Source organism: Gracilibacillus boraciitolerans JCM 21714, assembly GCF_000521485.1.
GTDB lineage: Bacteria > Bacillota > Bacilli > Bacillales > Amphibacillaceae > Gracilibacillus > Gracilibacillus boraciitolerans.
Window position 1 is genome coordinate 35,511 of record NZ_BAVS01000008.1, and the last position, 16,824, is coordinate 52,334.

A 16,824-nucleotide genomic window follows, 5' to 3' on the forward strand; every position below is an offset into this window, starting at 1 on the left:
TCTAATCTTTAAAGATTAAAGTGTTTTCATTTACCATATTAATCTTTCATTCTGTTTTTTTATTTTTTTCTTTATTGTTTGTGCTGGATTCATTGTCTTCATTACTTGTAGTGTTGTCATTTTCTTCGTCTTCACTATCTGTATTTTCATCACTATCACTTTCTTCTGGTTTAGGTTTTGGTTTTTGCTCTTTTTCTGTTTTTTGTTTGTCTTTTTTTTGTTCTTGTTTTTCTGGCTTAGGTTCTGGTTTAGGCACTGGTTCAGAGAAGTCTCCTTTAATCACTGATTTCGATTCGGCTGATTCTTGTCCAAAATAATCAACTGCTCTAACTAGATACACTGCTTTACTACTTGGAACTGTAAAGGAGGTATCTGATGTTGAGCCGATTCGTTGGAAATTTTTATCGTCTGGATTACTTGCACGATAAATTCGATAGCCAACAACATCATTACTGCTGGAATGATTCCAATTTAATCGTTGGTTATTAATTTGTAATGACGTAGGAGCACTTGGCGCTTTACCATCATCGCTTACTTCTTCTTCACTAGGATATTTGATGTTTTGCCATGTGCCTGATTTACCTGCTGTTAGCTGTTTTATATTAGCTAACTTGGTATATCCCATATCTCTTAACCATTCTGGGTTAAAACTAACACCGTTTCCGTCAGTGAATTCTTCTGGAGTGTTTTCTCCTGCTAAGACTACTTCACCTCTTATAGTTGCATAGGATTCTTTAATTAAACTATAGTCTTGCTTAGTCGGTACAAAGTTGGCATTGTAGATATCGGATTGAACTAAACCAACTTCACTACATAAATCTGATGGTAATAGACCAGACGTAGCGCAAAAAGATCTTGAAACAATTCCACCTGGGCTTTCAAATCGTTTTGTAGGTGCCATTAATTCTGGACGTATCTCTGTAGCTGCATTAACTAACTTTGCCCAAAATATATTATTACGATTGTTGTAGCCTTTATCTAATTGTTGATTGTAATCATATCCCATCCAACTGCCTAACGTGACATTCGGATTCGTTGCTACAAACCACGTGTCGCGGAAATCGTTGGTTGTACCTGTTTTGCCAGCCCAATCCACACTTTGATTTGAAAGGTTAGATTTAGCTGCTGTACCAGTACCTCGTGATAATACATCACGTAACATATCGATCATTAAATAACTTGTTTGTGGACTGAATACCTCAACTTCTTTACTTTCATGCTGATAGATAACTTCGCCATCTTTTGTTTCGATTTTTTCAATCATATATCCGTCTACAAAATTACCCATATTACCGAAAGTAACATATGCATTTGTATTTTCTTCTATTGTTATACCATTTGTTGGACTTCCTAATACTAGAGAATCATAAGCGCCTTCTTGTTCTGTAATAGCACTAAATCCCATTTTCGATAAATAATCTGTTACAATATGTGGCCCATTTATTTTAGTAAATACAGAAACAGCTGTTGCATTGTGCGATCTATATAGTGCTTCTCGAACGGGTGTCAAACCATAAAATCTCAATGAGAAATTTCCAGGAGAATACCCTTCAGCATATGTTTTTTCCACATCTGCAATAACACTGCCCGGCTGAACTTCACCCATTTCCATTGCTGGTCCATATCCTGCAAGTGGCTTCATTGTACTACCATTTTGACGTCTTACTTCTGTTGCGTGATTCTTTTGAGATATTTCAAAGTCCCGTCCACCTACAAAACTCAAAATTTTACCAGTTTTATTTTCAACTAATACTGATCCCACTTGAACTGGCTGATCTCCTAATTGAACCATTTCACCCGTTTCGGGATCTTCAATCATGATTGGTTTTTTATTTTTATCATTTTCATTCCGAGCTAATTTATCACGACCATAGTTATTATATTCTTTAGCGATTTTTTGAAAGACGTCATAGATTTCTTTATCTATTGTAGAATGAATTTTATACCCATTGCTTCCGATTTCGCGATTTGCGCGAATTCTGTATTCTTCTTTTAAAATATCACTTGATGCAAGATCTTCTGCCGTATATCCATCTTGTTCTGCCAAAACTTCCACTAAAATATCAATGGATCTGTCCTTTAATTCTTCCATTAAGTAAGGGTATTGTTCCAAAATAGATTCCTCTGCAGGTTTAAAATCAGCGACAATATCATAATTGAGTGCTTCCTGATATTGAGCTTCCGTTATATATTGAGCTTCTAACATTCTGCTCAGTACGGTTTTCATTCGGTTTAAGCCTGGTTCAAGTCCTGCTTGATCCTTCACACCACCGCCATTAACAAAAGGTGTGTAATAGGAGGGACTTTGTGGTAATCCTGCAATAAATGCAGATTGAGCTAAATTTAATTCTTCCGCACTTACACCAAATATACCTTCTGCAGCCGTCTCTACACCTGCAATGTTTTGCCCAGATGAATTTCTTCCAAATGATACAATATTTAGATAGACTTCTAGAATTTCATCCTTTTTAAAAAATTGTTCTAATCGCATTGCTAACAGCATTTCTTTTGCTTTACGTTCAAATGATACTTCGTTTGTTAATATTTGATTTTTGATAACTTGCTGGGTTAGGGTACTACCACCTGATTGCGTTGCCGAGTTAGTTACCTCTTGAAAAATAGCACGCATAATCGCTTTAGGAACAATACCCTTGTGTGTATTAAAGTATTGATCTTCTGTTGCAATTACAGCATTTCGAACATGTTCGCTTACTTTGTCTAACGAAACTTCTTCTCTTAATAAATCTGTGCTTACTTCTGATAAAAAAACATTATCGGCAAAATACAGTTCTGACGTTTCTTCGTAATTGTAGATAGCACTTGCCATTTGCTCTTCTGTTTGAATTTCTTCATCGTTCACCAGCGATGCGAAATACCCGGCACCAAGTCCAGCAACGAAAAATCCTCCAACAATACCAACAGTAAGGAAAAACAAAATAATGTTCCATAATATATGATAGCTTATTCTGGTGGAGCGTTGAATTATTTTCTTATGCCAAATTTCTTTCATAGATTGCCATGTTTTATGAAAAAAATCTTTAAAATTCATTTTCCTACCTCCCATTATTCCAATATATATTATAGCATAATCGTTAAATGAAATTGTGTTAAATTTTTTAAAAAATATTGCATTTTCATTACGAATATGCTAATAATGATATAACAATTAAACATTTATATAGCTATGATTGATTGGAGTAGTGATAAGATTCCCTTTTTAAAGAGAGCTAGCGGTTGGTGTAAGCTGGCAAAAAGTCTTATGACGAATTACGGTCAGGAGCTTCTTCATGAATAATGAAGACGGTGTGGTTACATCGTTATTTCCTTAAGTGGCAATTTTTCTTATTGCAACAAGGGTGGTACCGCGATTATCTCGTCCCTTTTTTATATGGGAGGAGTTTTTTTGTTTACTTAGATATTTGTAAGCTAAATATAAATAAAAAAGGAGTGAAGTAGTCATGCATATTTTAGATGAACTAGCAAAAAGAGATTTAATTCAGCAGACAACAGATGATGAAGGATTACGAAAACACTTAGATAAAAACGTGGTAACCCTATACTGCGGATTCGATCCGACAGCAGATAGTTTGCATATTGGCCACTTATTACCCGTTCTAATGTTAAAAAGATTTCAACAAGCTGGACATCGTCCAATCGCATTAATTGGTGGTGGAACAGGAATGATCGGGGATCCAAGTGGTCGTTCTACCGAAAGAGTACTGAATAGTGCTGAAATTGTTAAAGGATTTAGTGAGAGTATTAAAGAACAATTAGCAGGGCTCTTAAATTTTGATCAGGGTGAAAACAGTGCAGTTGCGCGTAATAATCATGAATGGTTATCGACGATGACTATTATTGATTTTTTAAGAGATATCGGAAAGCATTTCAGTATAAATTATATGCTAGCTAAGGATTCAGTGGAATCTCGCCTGGAAAATGGTATTTCTTTCACTGAATTTAGCTACATGATGCTACAATCAATTGATTTCCTCAATCTTTATGAAAAGGAAAACTGCACATTGCAAATAGGTGGTAGTGATCAATGGGGGGGCAATATTACAGCAGGGATGGAGCTTATTCGTCGTAAACAATTTGAGAAGGAAGAAGACGAAGCAGAAGTCTTCGGTTTAACTGTTCCCCTTATTACAAAGAGTGATGGAACAAAATTTGGTAAAACGGCTGGCGGAGCAATATGGTTGGATCCAGAGAAAACCACACCATATGAATTTTACCAATTTTGGATTAATACCGATGATAGAGATGTACTTAAATTTATAAAATATTTTACTTTTATCAGCTTTGAAGAGATTGAGGCATTGGAATCAGAGTTGAAAGAAGCACCTGAGAAGCGTATTCCACACAAACGGCTAGCAGAGGAAATGACTAAACTTGTGCATGGGGAAGAGGCACTACAGCAAGCAAAAAAAATTACGGAAGCTTTATTCAGTGGTGATCTAGCCTCTCTGAATGCGGCAGAAATCGAACAGGGCTTTAAAGATGTCCCATCTGTTGCCATCGATAATAAAGAAATTGGATTGGTTGATTTATTAGTGGAAGCAGGGATTTCTTCATCGAAACGACAGGCGCGTGAAGATATTACAAATGGCGCGATTTATATCAACGGGGTGAGAAATCAAGAGGTGACCCACCAATTAACAGAAACAGATCGCATAGAAGATAAGTTCACCATCATTCGCCACGGCAAGAAAAAACATTTCCTGATTCGTTTTTAGATAGAAGTAATATCTTGATTAAAAGACACCCTCGCTTATTAAATCGAGGGTGTCTTTTTGCGTCTATTCTTTTGAAACGAGCCAAAAGGTAACAATAAAGGCCATGATAAGAACCAAAAATGGTGCGTAAAAATAAATAAATTCATTCATTCTTTTATCACCCCCCCTTGAATTTTCCTTCCACATAACTTTTATTAAATAGAAACAACCTTAACAATAATAGAAGAGAAGGAATTAATAAACATAAACCAGCAATAAACGCTACCATTAAAGCAACAGCCATCCCTTCATTTGTAAAGCCTTCTTCTATTGTTAAGAAGGGATAAAGAAGATAGGGATAATGGGATATACCATAGCCAAAAAAGGCAACTAGAAATTGACCAATTAAAAGAATAAACGCTAAACCATACTTTCGTTTTTGCCATAGCAATAGAAGAGTTGCCAGAAATAACAAGCCAGAGATTAAGAATAACCACCACAGTTCAAGCATGTTTTGATAATGTTCATAGTTGTGGGATCGTAATTCAACAATAATACCAGAAGCAGTTATCATCGTCGGAATGGACCAGATTAAGGCATATTTTCTCAGCAATGCTGTCGCTTCCATATCTTTTGCTTTATCGGCATACCATGTTAGAAATACAGCAGATATATATAATACAGATGTAAGACTAAGTACAACGATGCTCCAGGTTAAAGGACTGGTAAATAACGCTTGATAATCAAGCTCTAAGCTGTTAGCTGTTTCATTAATAAAGCCGCCTTCAGAAATGGTTAATACAATGGAAAGAGAAGCGGGAATTAATAATCCGGAAAAGCCATACAAGTAGATCCACATCTTACTTTTTAATTGACCATAGGTACTAAAAGCATAATAAGAACCGCGAATAGCTAATAGCACGAGTGAGAGACTTGCTGGTACTAACAGCACAGTGCCGTAATAAAAAGCTGTACTAGGGAAAAAACCAACCATTCCAACAAAAAAGAAAACGAGAAAGACATTCGTTACTTCCCAAACAGGGAGAGGTATCGTTGAATAATATTACTTATGATATGATGCTTATTTCGAAAAACACTGTATGCATTAAAGAAGCCTGCACCAAAATCAATCGATGCAACAATGATATATCCAAAAAGAAAGATCCATAGTACAGAAATCCCAATTAATTGATAAGCCATGGCGACATCACCTTCTTTCCTTTTGACGATCGAGTAGTTCTTGTTCCACAGGATTGTGTTTAACCATTCTGATCAGCACAAAGGCACTTGCAAAACCGAGAACCAGATATAACAATATAAACAGATAAAGCATCAGATCTACTTGTCCACTTGTAGTGGCAGCTTCTTTTGTTTTTAATAGTCCTCTTAATACCCAAGGTTGTCGTCCCACTTCTGCAAGCCACCAACCAGCTTCAATTGCAATCATACTGAGAGGACCTAAAGCAACAATCAGCCATAAGAAAAACCTTCGGAAAATAAATCGACTTCTCAGCCGACTACCCATAACATAAAAGACGGAGAGTAACGTGGCAAACATTCCTATCAATACCATTGTCATAAATAAATAATGAATATATAATGGTGGAGTCTCGTCTTCAGGAAATTGATCTAAGCCAATCACTTCAGCGTTTGGATCGCCGTGTGCTAAAATGCTTAAGGCATATGGTATTTTTAAGGCATATTTTACTTCTTCTCCATTCTCAAGAATTCCAAAGAGTGTGAGAGAAGCTGATTCTTCTGTTTCAAAGTGCCATTCCAATGCAGCTAATTTCTCTGGTTGATATTCTGCTAAATATTTCCGGAAAAGTCACCAATAATAGCAGCAGCAACTGAAAATATTAATCCCACTTTCATTGTTAATAATAATGCCTTTTTATGATATTCATGATTGGAACCTTTTAGTAAGCGGTATGCACCTATTGCAGCTAATATAAAAGCAGAGGTCATATAGGCAGTTGCTAACACGTGAGCCACTTTGGTTGGCATAGCGGGATTAAACATGGCAATGATCGGCTGCACATTAATTAATTCACCATTAGCAAATTCAAAACCTTGTGGGGGGGCATTCATAAAGGCATTTACCATGGTGATAAAAACAGCAGAAAAAGAAGCACCGATGGCAACTGGAATAAGTAATAGCATATGTTTGCGCTGGTCTTCAAAGCGATCCCATGTGTATAAGTAAATCCCTAAAAATATTGCTTCAAAGAAAAAAGCAAACGTCTCCATAAATAGAGGTAAGGCGATTACATTGCCGGCAAGTTGCATAAAAGTTGGCCATAATAAGTTTAATTGCAAACCAATTGCAGTTCCGGTTACAACACCTACTGCGACGGTGATGACAAAACCTCTTGTCCATCTTCTGGCAAGCAGAATGTAATGTTCATCCTGTTTCTTAATGCCCATCCACTGGGCGATAAAGATTAATAAAGGGATGCCAACCCCGATTGTGGCATATATGATATGAAAAGATAGTGTAAGTTCGGTTAATAATCGACTAAAAAATACTGCTTGTCCATTGTCCATGATATACTCTCCTTAACCTGAAAAAATTCTGCCAATAAGTGATAAACCAATAATCAATGCAACAAGAAAAGCCAATCCCATTAACCATTTCTCCTGTTTTTTATATATAATCAACACCTCCAAACGTATTCTTGTTTACCTTCTTCCTATTAATTATTCACTATGATAGTTTATGTTAAACATCGTTTTATTATCCATAATTTTCTAGTTGAATGAAATCTTAAATGTAATCTTTGATAAAGAAAAAAGTTACCGGAATATTTCCATAAAAAATGACATAGGTAGTAAGGAAGGAGGAATGCATATGCCGAGTGGAACACACATTATGATGTTAGAGATACCGATTGATAAAGTATGGGGGGGATTTGTTAGTGATATGAATAATTGGGCCCCATTGGTACCCGGCTATATTGATCATCAAATGATTAACCAGCGACAATCAACTTGGAAATTTAAAGGAGATATTGGAATTTTACAAAAAAAGGTGGCATTGAGAATAAATATTAAGAAATGGATAGAGCCAAATACCGTTATCTTTGATCTTACTGGAATGAACGATATGATTGAAGGAAATGGCTCTTTTATTGCAGAAGAAATCACCAGAAATCAAACACAAATAAGGGGGGGTGATTTAAATATTTCTGCTGGCGGTATTAAGGGTCCGATGGTAAATAGTGTTTTAAAATCAATTGTCCCTAAAACCATAGAGAATTTAACAGAAGCTGTGGCGAATAGGATTGTGAAGGTAGAAGCAATAGTAAAATAAATATAAGAATAAAAAAATAAATATGAGAATAAAAATAGTTTTTCTATGAAAGACTATTAAAAGCAAATAGAGTTAGTCTACATACCCTTATCCAAAAATTGGATAAGGGATTTTGTTTGTTTTTATTATAATATGTATATATTATTGAATTTTCGGGTATATGTTTTGCATACGGGAAGGAGTGAACAACTTGGAAGCACTAGAAAATATTGTAACAAAAATTGTCGATTGGGGGGAATCTTGTACTATGGGATTATGTACTTATCTATTTACTAATCTTTACAGGGTTATTTTTCACTATTCGATCTAGATTTGTACAATTTCGTTTATTCGGAGAAATGTTTAAAGTAATATCGGAGGAAGCTGTCGAGCAAAGTGGTAAACGTGGAACAAATGCATTTCAAGCATTTAGTATTTCGATAGCATCGCGTGTAGGAACAGGAAACTTAGCTGGAGTCGCTCTGGCTGTCGCTATCGGAGGACCTGGGGCAGTTTTCTGGATGTGGGTAATAGCGTTAATTGGTATGTCCACTGCATTTATTGAAAGCACTTTAGCACAAGTATATAAAGTACCTGCTAAGGAAGGGTTTAGAGGTGGACCTGCCTATTATATGGAAAAGGCTTTAGGTCAAAAGTGGATGGGAATTTTATTCTCTATTTTAATAACGATTACATTCGGTTTCATATTTAATGCAGTACAAGCAAATACGATATCTCAAGCAGTGGATCAAGCGTTTAATATTGATCCGATCTGGACTGGTATAGTATTAGTGGTATTAGCTGGAGTTATCATTTTTGGTGGCATTAAGCGGATAGCAACTGTTGCAGGAATCATTGTCCCTGTGATGGCCATTATTTATATGGCGGTAGGATTTTATGTTGTGTTTACTAATATAACAGCTGTTCCTAATGTATTTATGCTTATCATTCGCAATGCATTGGGTCTGGAAGAAGCATTTGGTGGTGGAATTGGTGCAGCGATGATGTACGGGATTCGACGTGGATTATTCTCCAATGAGGCAGGTATGGGGGAGTGCCCCCCCAAATGCTGCGGCAACAGCAGGTGTCAATCACCCTGTTAAACAAGGGTTAGTCCAATCTTTGGCCGTATTCTTTGATACGATTGTGATTTGTAGTTTAACTGCGTTCATCATTATATTATATGATAATTTTTATCAGGCTTCTGAAGATGGCATTCAATTAACACAAGTGGCATTAAGCTCTCATGTTGGAGAATGGGCATCGATTTTCCTAGCAATCACGATTTTCTTCTTTGCTTTTAGTTCGGTAGTGGGGGAATTATTATTACGGTGAAACAAATGTAAGCTTTTTAAATCATAACGGTATATGGTTATTGATTTATCGTGTTCTAGTATTAGGAATGGTAATGTTTGGTTCTCTTGCATCCATTCAGTTAGTATGGAACATGGCTGATATGTTTATGGCATTAATGGCTGTCGTCAACTTAATCGCAATTCTCTTATTAAGTAAAATTGCGATCCAAGTATTACAGGATTATACGATGCAAAAGAAACAAGGTGTTGATCCGGAATTTCACTATAAAAATATAAAAGGAATAAAAGGCGTCTCCTGGTGGGGGGGCGCACAGGATGATAAGAAATAACCTATTAAGTCAAAAGCTAGTACAAAACGATAATTGTTTTGTACTAGCTTTTTTAAACTAAATGATTTCATTGCATATTCGTTCGTTTGTTATAAGCAAGTTAGCTCATAACAGTTACATCGCCATTTGTTTTACCTAAAACAATAGTATCCGCCATATTGATAAAGAGTCCATTCTCGACTACCCCGGGAATCATGTTAAGTTGAAGATTTAATTCAGCAGGATTTTCAATGTTCTCAAAATAACAGTCGGCAATATAATTTTCATTATCAGATACAAAAGGGGGGGAAGAATCAGTTTTTATTCTTAGTTTTGGAGTGCAGCCTAGTTTATTTATCGTTTTAAGAGTCGTTTCCCAACTGAATGGCACTATCTCAACAGGTAATGGAAACGCTCCTAATTGGTTAACAAATTTTGATTCATCTATTACAACAATAAATTGTTTAGAAATAGAAGCTACCATTTTCTCACGTAATAAAGCGCCACCACCACCTTTTATAAGTTCAAAATTCGGATTCGCTTCATCTGCACCGTCTATTGTGACATCTAAATGATCAACTGAGGACATAGATACTAGTGGAATGCCTAGCTCTTTTGCTAATTTTTCCGTTTCTTTAGAAGTCGGGACTCCTTTGATATTTAATCCTTCTTTAACGAGATTTCCTAACTTAGTAATCGACCAATAAACTGTTGATCCAGTTCCAAGACCTACAGTCATACCATCTTTCACATATTCAACCGCTTTTTCACCAGCAAACTTTTTAGCGTTCATATTCTCCCTCCTCCTATCTCAACTTACTAGCTTTATTTGATAAAATAAATGTATCATCACCATATATAGCTTTCAAGGGAAAAAGAGGGAATGTTGTGGAGTAAGCGTAAAATAGTTTCTATAATTAAAAAAGCTCTAAACCTTGATATCAAAAGTTTAGAGCTTTTTAAGCACGTAAAATATTCTGCTTCACTCTTTTTAATGTATTACCAAAAATGTTAACAATTATCCCAATAAAAGAATCAGGTCGAACAAGTATGCCTAACCTGTTTTCATTTTTACGTTTATTTGTTATTTAGTATCTTGTAATAAGTAAAAATAATGGCAGCAAGACCAACTCCAAAAAGTATACCTCCAACAGTTAACAAAATATTTATAGAACCTTCCACTACCATTAAATATTTTGAAGTGTCTACCCAATCTTCATTTGCTAGCCAATTATCAGCAAGAAATATTCCAAAGTTAACACTGACAAATAGTAATACTAAACCTATTACAGTCATTAAAGAAGATAAAACAATCAAACCTTTTAAATTATCTTTTGTCATAGAATCTACCTCCATGATATTTACTTAAACTATAACATTAAAGTATCATATGACAACCATCCTAACATAGAGGGCCAGGGTAAAACGAAAACTCTTGAAATTAGGAAAAGTAAGTTTAACAGATTTAATTATTGATTTAATGAAAAAAGAGTACCTAAAAAAAGAAATTGACTACATGTTTAATGGTACTAACGATAAAGCAATTAATACTGGATCACTTTTAAACAAAGCAAAAGTGTTTACTCCTACTCAAACAGAACCAGTAAAGATTATTAAGGAATTAAAAAACACCCCATCTACCAATGTGATTAACAAAGCTAGATGGATCGTAAATAAAGCAGCTATTCAATATGCAGAAGATCTAACTCTTCCAAATGGAGAGCCAGCACTTAAAACAATAGACCGTGAAGATGGTGGTGTGAGTTATATGCTATTAGGATTTCCACTTGATTTCACTGATGCGGTGAAAGGCTCGAATGATTCGGCAGCAGTTTTCTATTTTGGAGACTTCTCTTCTTTCAAAATACATGAAAACTCAGCAGGGTTAGAGATTGAAACAATTACCGGAATGTATGCTCATCTAAATGAGTTTGCTTTTAAATTATACAATCTGATTGATGGCAAGTTGATCTATTCACCTGTAGAACCGACTGTCTATCGTTTGGAAGTGTAGTCATTAGACTCATAGAAAAGCGCAAGCATGATTTACTCAATAAATACGGATCTAATAGTGAACTTTATCAATGCTAGATATTGTTTAAGATATGTTCAAACGCAGAAAAAATAACTTGAGAAAAGTTAAGAAGATAAAGTCATGCTATGAAAGCATATATAACAAGGTGATGATTAAGGATCCATTACTGAAGAGGAAAGGCAGAGCAAAGGAGTTTCGATACTTGCTACAAGAAGCATTGATAAAACGAATCAAAAGCGCGGATATCCTAATGCACGCTTTAAGTTAAGTCGGTAACGAGATTAATACTCGTGATCTTAAACATTATACCGCAGTAGCAAATGATATTAATAAGAAACTCTCAGACCATATAAGAAATGTATAAGTATAAAAGTGGAGAGCCATATCGGTTCCTCGCTTTTTTGACTATTAAATAGAATGAGGAATTTTGAAAAAAAAAAATACTTATTGTTGGCTTATAAAATTGAACTAAATATGCAATTTGATTAAAGGTTAAAAGTAGATGGGTATAAAATAATAAGGTGCTTCTGTCACAATTAGAAAAGGTGATAAAGGTAATTTAACACGCATCCTACATGCTATTTTGTATTGTAAGGGTTATAAGATTGCAGTGGATGGAGTTGTTCGGTCCAGAGACTGAAAAAGCAGTGAAAACTTTCCAACGATCTGTTGACATTACGGTTGATGGAGTACCTGGACCATTTACATTTACTGAATTGTTTAAGTAAGAGTATTTCATTGTTAAACATATAAGTCCAGACATTAACTAAGACCTGGGCTTATTTTATGGTATTAACTTAACTTTCACCCTCTTTATTTATTGTAGCAAAAGCATATATTAATGGAATTACGGTAAATAAAAAATACTTAATAATCAACTCAGGGGGGGTGAGCGGAGTAGAATCAAACACTTCAAAAGTATCGATTGCTCCTAAAGCCGGAAGATAAAGTTGCCAAATAAAATTATTACTAAACACGTTGTAAGGAGTAGCTTTCCCAGTTTCTTCGTGTATATCTGTAGCTTTTTCCCGCAATATTTCTTGGATTTCATCATTATTTAGTTCATTGATAGGTATGCCATTGATATCAAACATATCATTGAAAGATCTTATTGATTCTGCAATGTTTAATGCTACGGAATCAAAATTTCCTATACTTCTGTTAATAACTGAAATTTTTGAATTGATTATTTTGAAAAAAATCTTTTTTGAAATTAGTACCAATATTCATAGCATTAATAGTAGACTGTCGGAAAGCGTCACTTAACAAATTCGTATTCTGTAAATATTTAATTGAAGGAAGTATGTTTATACTGTTTTGAAAACCTTCCATGAAATCAGAGATATTAGTTGCCTTTTTTAGAAATTCGGTATTGTGAAAAATATCATCATTTAGCAAATCACCAAAGTTAACTGCTAGTTGCTGTTTTTTCATTAATCCTTCAAATATTTCTGGATCTATCATAGGCGGGTAAGATTTAAACATTTTAAATTATCCTTTCATAATGGTGTAGCTGGCTATTAAAAACTTTTATCCAGATTTAAAAATCCTGCTAGTATAGTATTTCATATTTAAACAAGTGAGCGTTATATGGCCCTATCAAATATTAATGTTGGAAAATTAATATTACATTACAAAATCCTTTTGAATTATTTACATTATCGGCTAATTAATTACTATATTCAACTTTCTCTCTTTATCGACTCTCAAATAACTCTTCAGGATCACCAGCACCTTCTTACGCTTTAGCATAATACGTATATTCCGTAATTCTCTTAAAAATATCAATTTTCAATATCTTTAATTTTCCTTGTATTTTTTTAATCAGTTAATGCTAACAACTTATTAATATTATTGCGTTCATTTTTTGGTGTTTATAAAATGTTTATGACGAAGTAATAAACTAATCAAATGGATTACTTGAATTTGCAGGAATTTCTTACTTTTTGTCGAATTAGTGTAGACAGAAGGGAGATGGTAATTGTATGGATCAATTACTTGGAGAATGGGCATCGAGTGTACACGATATGAAAGGATATTCGTATACTTGTGGGCATTGTGGTAATAATGCAGGACCATCAATTGGGTATAAGTGCTATTCAGGAATTAATACATCAAAGAGAACATTAAAGGCATACATTTAATTTGCCCATCTTGTAACAAACCAACTTTCAAATATCCAAATATAAATGAACAAATTCCAGGTGTAAGAGTTGGTTTAGGAATTGAACATTTACCTGATGAAGTCGATGCATTGTATGATGAGGCAAGAAATTGCATGTCTGTTAATGCATTTACCGCTACAGTATTATGTTGTAGGAAGTTACTAATGAATATAGCAGTATCTAAGGGCTCTAAAGAAGGGGGGAAGTTTTGCATCATATGTTCAATTTTTAAAAGATAACAATTATATTCCACCAGGTAGTGAAGCATGGGTGGACCATATTAGAAAAAAAGGAAACGAAGCTAATCATGAATTACCAGACATGCAAGAGGATGATGCTGAAGAATTACTAAAATTTACTGAAATGTTATTAAGATTTGTTTACGAATTACCTGGACATATGGAAAAGCATATAAAGAAGGAAGATGATGCCTGATGGTTGTCATCTTTTTATTATCTAAAAAGGAGATGCATAATCATGATCAAAAAAAAGAATATCTGCACAAGGTACGGAGTATTGGGATAATAAAGAAAAGAGAGTACGTTTTGTACCTGCAGGTAAGAAACCTAATTTTGAAGTGACTGAGGATCCTAAGAGCATGATCGGTGGTGTAGATCTGGCGACTGGTAAAGATAAAACTGTTATTAATGGAAAAGTAGTAGATGATGAAACAAATAATAACTTAGATGATTTAAACGTAAGCCCGAATTTAAAAAATAAAAGTGTACCTTTAGGGTACGCATCACTAATAGCCGTTAATTCTGATTTTTTTAATCGAATTACGGCTATTTCATTTACTTTTGCTACATTCTGCTTGAATCATTTTCGACCAGGGCATGTATTGATCTAAAATTACAGGGTTTTGTAGGATACCGAGGTTTGGTAAATCCGTAAAAAGTTTCTTTATATATTCATAGAAATCAACCCCCCCATTACTTTTGGTAGTTTCAGCGATACTCAAACAGATGGCATTTGCTTTTGCACCAGCTTCACTTACACTGAAAAGCCAATTTTTTCTTCCTATAACGTTGGGACGAATGGCGTTCTCGGCTGGATTATTATCCATTTCAATTCGTCCATCGTTCAGGAATACTTTGAGTCCACTTGCCCTGTTTAAAGTGTATTCAGCGGCTTTTGCTAGCGCGTTTTTTCCGTCGCTTGCTCGGAGACAAATGTTTATATTGCCTTTCTAGTCGATATAAATCATCACAATATTTCACACCGATTCTTCCATTTTTGCTATCAGCTTTAAGCCAATATCGACGAACATGGGCCCAACAATTTGCGAAATTAACACCTTCCAACTTATCATATGCAGAATAACCATCACACATAATCGTTCCAGAAAAACCTTCAATAAAACCTTCAAGCACAGATCGTGCTCGTGATAATGCGCTTTGAAAGAGAGTCATTGTTGGCCCTTGGCTTGGCACGCTTCGAAACACCCAGTTATAGGCATTAGCTTGGCCAGATTTTCCATCAGATCGGTTGATAATTTGTCCATATGTTTCATCGACATGCAAAACCGATTTAGTCATCATCAACTCTTTCATTCGTTCATAAACAGGTAAGAGCCAATCGTGTGCTGCACGGATAACCCAATTCGAAAGGTTTTTATCATTGGTATTCAAATCATAGCGATCCCACTCCTTTACCTGACGGTAAAGAGGTAAGTACTGTGCAAATTTATCATAGATGACTTTGGCAAGTACGCTAGGAATTGCGATGCTACGTTGAATGGCTGGTTGTGGTGCTTTCCCGCGTTTGATTTGTGCCGGCTGTGCTGAATCAACTTTGCAGCCCTTACATTCATACGCATGTTCAATGTGTTGTACTTTCATCATTTTGGCAGGAATAAATTTTGCTTCTTCACGTACAATTTTACTGCCAATTTCAATCATTTCTCCTTCGCAACAGTCACAGATTATATTTTCGGGATGATGGTGAATAGCTTCTACTTCAATACCATCATGTAAGGAATCATTTCGTTTTTTTGATTTAACTTTTCGATCAACAGTATAAGTAATTGTCTGTTGGCTTTGTTCTTCTGTGTGCTCTGGTTCGCTAAAAGCTGGGTCATCATCAAATAATGAACCTTGCCCGTCTGGTACGTTATATTTCGATTTTTCGGTTTTTGATCCATATAAAAGCTTAGTTAAATGGCGCACTTGATCGGTTAACGCTTCAATCTGTTTCGATAAGTCTTTGTTTTGTTGATTCGAATGAGCCAATTGCTCTTCGAGTAGACAAATTAATTTCTCGTTTTGACTTTTATTCTTAGAAGCGTTCTCCACACCATTCACCCACTTTTCGTTCACATTAGTTACGTTATATTATACCATTTTGAACGAGCTAAGGAAAGCTAGAAACGTCTTTAAATCAACGTTTTTTAATTGATTTAGAACACTCCTTTTGGTGATTTTTGAATAGCCTTTGGTTGCTGAATGGACAACCCTTCTAACAGCCATCGAACTTCCTGTTGCGAAAGTTTACGTACTTCCTTTTCATCTTTTGGCCATTGAAGTTTTCCATTATCTAGTCGCTTATAAAGCATGGCGAAACCATTGCCATCAAAATACAAACATTAATAACGATCCTTACTCCAAGCGGAGAATAGGAAAATAGAATCGCCATATGGATCAAGTTCGAAAGAATCTTGAATTAACGTTGCTAATCCATCAATTCCCTTCCTCATATCTGTTTTACCGCAAATAATGTATATGTTTTTTACACTTGTATAATCATGTTTCATAGATTTTTCAACTCCCTCATGACCGATTGGATGATGTGCTCCTCTATGCCGTTGAAAAAGGAAATTTCAGTAGCCGCTATTTTGATTGTGCAAATGCTATTTGAAGGATCTTCCGAAGTTGTGGATGTTATCGTATTTTTACCTTCAGGGTGTATTGAAACGGGGGGGACAATTGTTAGTTTTTGATGTGACATAGAAAAAGCACCTCCTTAATTGATACGATTATTGTACCAAGGGGGGGTGC

12 protein-coding genes, 7 pseudogenes and 1 other annotated feature are annotated in these 16,824 nt (G+C 35.1%); of the genes and pseudogenes, 8 read left to right on the forward strand and 11 right to left on the reverse strand.

Going from position 1 to position 16,824, the window contains the following annotated elements:
* Positions 1-46: 46 nt before the first annotated feature.
* Positions 47-3,049: a transglycosylase domain-containing protein gene (locus tag JCM21714_RS07230; RefSeq protein ID WP_035722976.1), complete on the reverse strand. Its 3,003-nt coding sequence runs from the start codon at positions 3,047-3,049 to the stop codon at positions 47-49.
* Positions 3,050-3,175: 126 nt separating this feature from the next.
* Positions 3,176-3,384: a binding site (T-box leader), on the forward strand.
* Between the two features lie 74 nt (positions 3,385-3,458).
* Between JCM21714_RS07230 and tyrS the strand changes: the two genes are divergently transcribed.
* Entirely contained in the window at positions 3,459-4,733 is a 1,275-nt protein-coding gene (gene tyrS / locus JCM21714_RS07235; protein WP_035722977.1) for a tyrosine--tRNA ligase, read from the forward strand.
* Positions 4,734-4,796: 63 nt separating this feature from the next.
* On the opposite strand, the gene cydS is transcribed toward tyrS, so the two are convergent.
* From cydS to JCM21714_RS07245, 3 genes and pseudogenes are all read right to left on the reverse strand, one after another.
* A complete protein-coding gene (gene cydS, locus JCM21714_RS24685) occupies positions 4,797-4,883 on the reverse strand; it encodes a cytochrome bd oxidase small subunit CydS family protein (protein ID WP_439644449.1) in 87 nt (28 codons plus the stop codon).
* A 7-nt stretch (positions 4,884-4,890) separates the two neighbouring features.
* Positions 4,891-5,912, reverse strand: a pseudogene (locus JCM21714_RS07240) (cytochrome d ubiquinol oxidase subunit II).
* Positions 5,913-5,919: 7 nt separating this feature from the next.
* Positions 5,920-7,259 (reverse strand): annotated as a pseudogene (locus JCM21714_RS07245) (cytochrome ubiquinol oxidase subunit I).
* Positions 7,260-7,563: 304 nt separating this feature from the next.
* On the opposite strand from JCM21714_RS07245, the gene JCM21714_RS07250 reads away from it, so the two are divergent.
* Positions 7,564-8,025: an SRPBCC family protein gene (locus JCM21714_RS07250; RefSeq protein ID WP_035722979.1), complete on the forward strand. Its 462-nt coding sequence runs from the start codon at positions 7,564-7,566 to the stop codon at positions 8,023-8,025.
* Between the two features lie 221 nt (positions 8,026-8,246).
* Positions 8,247-9,649 (forward strand): annotated as a pseudogene (locus JCM21714_RS07255) (alanine/glycine:cation symporter family protein).
* A gap of 100 nt (positions 9,650-9,749) precedes the next feature.
* Here JCM21714_RS07255 and rpiA read toward each other — a convergent pair.
* The gene (rpiA, locus tag JCM21714_RS07260) at positions 9,750-10,421 is read right to left on the reverse strand and encodes a ribose-5-phosphate isomerase RpiA (protein WP_035722980.1); all 672 of its coding nucleotides are present in this window, start codon (positions 10,419-10,421) and stop codon (positions 9,750-9,752) included.
* Between the two features lie 284 nt (positions 10,422-10,705).
* The gene (locus tag JCM21714_RS07265) at positions 10,706-10,969 is read right to left on the reverse strand and encodes a hypothetical protein (protein WP_035722981.1); all 264 of its coding nucleotides are present in this window, start codon (positions 10,967-10,969) and stop codon (positions 10,706-10,708) included.
* Positions 10,970-11,057: 88 nt separating this feature from the next.
* Between JCM21714_RS07265 and JCM21714_RS07270 the strand changes: the two are divergent.
* Positions 11,058-11,642, forward strand: a pseudogene (locus JCM21714_RS07270) (phage major capsid protein); the annotation flags it as partial.
* Positions 11,643-12,277: 635 nt separating this feature from the next.
* Entirely contained in the window at positions 12,278-12,391 is a 114-nt protein-coding gene (locus JCM21714_RS20495; RefSeq protein WP_235182680.1) for a peptidoglycan-binding domain-containing protein, read from the forward strand.
* 69 nt (positions 12,392-12,460) lie between these two features.
* Here the strand turns inward: JCM21714_RS20495 and JCM21714_RS07275 are convergent, their stop codons facing one another.
* Both JCM21714_RS07275 and JCM21714_RS07280 read right to left on the reverse strand, forming a co-directional pair.
* Positions 12,461-12,757, reverse strand: a complete 297-nt coding sequence (locus JCM21714_RS07275; RefSeq protein WP_035722982.1) for a hypothetical protein — start codon at positions 12,755-12,757, stop codon at positions 12,461-12,463.
* A 67-nt stretch (positions 12,758-12,824) separates the two neighbouring features.
* Positions 12,825-13,127, reverse strand: a complete 303-nt coding sequence (locus JCM21714_RS07280) for a hypothetical protein (RefSeq protein WP_235182676.1) — start codon at positions 13,125-13,127, stop codon at positions 12,825-12,827.
* Positions 13,128-13,648: 521 nt separating this feature from the next.
* Here JCM21714_RS07280 and JCM21714_RS20090 point away from each other — a divergent pair.
* The 3 genes and pseudogenes from JCM21714_RS20090 (at position 13,649) to JCM21714_RS07290 (ending at position 14,678) form a co-directional block, all read left to right on the forward strand.
* On the forward strand, positions 13,649-13,807 hold the full coding sequence (locus tag JCM21714_RS20090; RefSeq protein ID WP_158413482.1) for a hypothetical protein: 159 nt from the start codon (positions 13,649-13,651) through the stop codon (positions 13,805-13,807).
* 228 nt (positions 13,808-14,035) lie between these two features.
* A pseudogene (locus JCM21714_RS19145) lies at positions 14,036-14,263 on the forward strand (DUF4145 domain-containing protein); the annotation flags it as partial.
* 163 nt (positions 14,264-14,426) lie between these two features.
* Positions 14,427-14,678, forward strand: a complete 252-nt coding sequence (locus JCM21714_RS07290; RefSeq protein ID WP_035722984.1) for a hypothetical protein — start codon at positions 14,427-14,429, stop codon at positions 14,676-14,678.
* On the opposite strand, the pseudogene tnpC reads toward JCM21714_RS07290, so the two are convergent.
* From tnpC to JCM21714_RS07305, 3 genes and pseudogenes are all read right to left on the reverse strand, one after another.
* Positions 14,619-16,122: pseudogene (tnpC, locus tag JCM21714_RS07295) on the reverse strand (IS66 family transposase). The gene JCM21714_RS07290 and the pseudogene tnpC overlap by 60 nt on opposite strands.
* 104 nt (positions 16,123-16,226) lie before the next feature.
* Positions 16,227-16,580 (reverse strand): annotated as a pseudogene (gene tnpB / locus JCM21714_RS21105) (IS66 family insertion sequence element accessory protein TnpB).
* Positions 16,577-16,774, reverse strand: coding sequence for a hypothetical protein (locus JCM21714_RS07305; RefSeq protein WP_035722985.1), 198 nt, complete (start codon positions 16,772-16,774; stop codon positions 16,577-16,579). The pseudogene tnpB and the gene JCM21714_RS07305 overlap by 4 nt, the downstream one beginning before the upstream one ends.
* Positions 16,775-16,824: the final 50 nt, after the last annotated feature.